Genomic DNA, 1,201 nt, shown 5'->3' with positions numbered 1-1,201 from the left:
GAGGCCCCGACGAGGCCTACAGCCGCGTCCGGGTCACCCCCGGCGCCGGCGACCTGTTCTACGTCGCCTACGAGCGCACCTACAAGGGCCTGCCCATGATCGGCGGCGACGCCGTCGTGGTCACCGACGCCGCCGGCAACGTCCGCGACACCGTCTCGGCCGCCGGCCCCACCACGCGCGAGGTCGCCACCAAGGCCACCATCTCGGCGGCCAAGGCCACCGCCACCGCCAAGGCCCGCCTGTCGCGCGTGGACGACAGCACCGCCCCCCGCCTGGTCGTGCTCGCCAAGGACGCAACACCCAGGCCGGCCTGGGAGGTCAAGGTCTCCGGCCTGGCCGACGGCAAGCCCAGCGTGCAGAACGTCTACGTCGACGCCCGCACCGGCGCCGTCGCCGACGCCGTCGACCTGGTCCGCGAAGGCAGCGGCAACGGCTTCTACTACGGCCAGGTCACCATCAACACCAGCGGGTCGGGCAGCAGCTACTCCATGACCGACACCACCCGGCCCGGCATCGCCTGCGGCGGCCAGGGCGGGTCGGCCTACACCGGCACCGACGACGCCTGGGGCAACGGCTCGGGCACCAACCTGGAGACCGCCTGCGTGGACGCCCTGTTCAGCGTCCAGCGCGAGTGGGACATGCTGCGCGACTGGCTGGGCCGCAGCGGCATCGACGGCAGCGGCCGCGGCTTCCCCACCCGCGTCGGCCTGGCCGACGTCAACGCCTACTGGAACGGCAGCTACACCAACTTCGGCCACAACCAGGCCAACACCCAGCAGGCCACCCCCATCGACGTGGTGGCCCACGAGTTCGGCCACGCCATCTTCCAGACCACCCCCGGCGGCGCCGGCTCGGGCAACGAGAACGGCGGCATCAACGAGGGCACCGGCGACATCTTCGGCGCGCTGACCGAGGCCTATGCCAACAACCCCAACGACCCGCCGGACTACCTGGTGGGCGAGGAGGTGGACCTGGTCGGCCAGGGCCCGATCCGCAACATGTACAACCCCAGCGCCCTGGGTGACCCCAACTGCTACTCCTCCTCCATCCCCAACACCGAGGTGCACTCGGCGGCCGGGCCGCTCAACCACTGGTTCTACCTGCTGGCCGAGGGCAACAACCCCGGCGGCGGCAAGCCCTCCAGCCCGATCTGCTCCGGCGGCCCGTCCTCGGTGACCGGCGTCAGCATCCAGAAGGCCGG

The 1,201-nt window shown here is 71.9% G+C and carries 1 protein-coding gene; it reads left to right on the top strand.

The window, feature by feature from the left end:
- The coding region (locus ACWEJ6_RS54760; RefSeq protein WP_452433718.1) for a M4 family metallopeptidase at positions 1-1,201 on the top strand (1,201 nt) is incomplete at both ends.

This window comes from Nonomuraea sp. NPDC004702, assembly GCF_053601695.1.
Note: the sequence above shows the minus strand (reverse complement) of the source record. Positions and strands in the feature narration are given on the sequence as shown.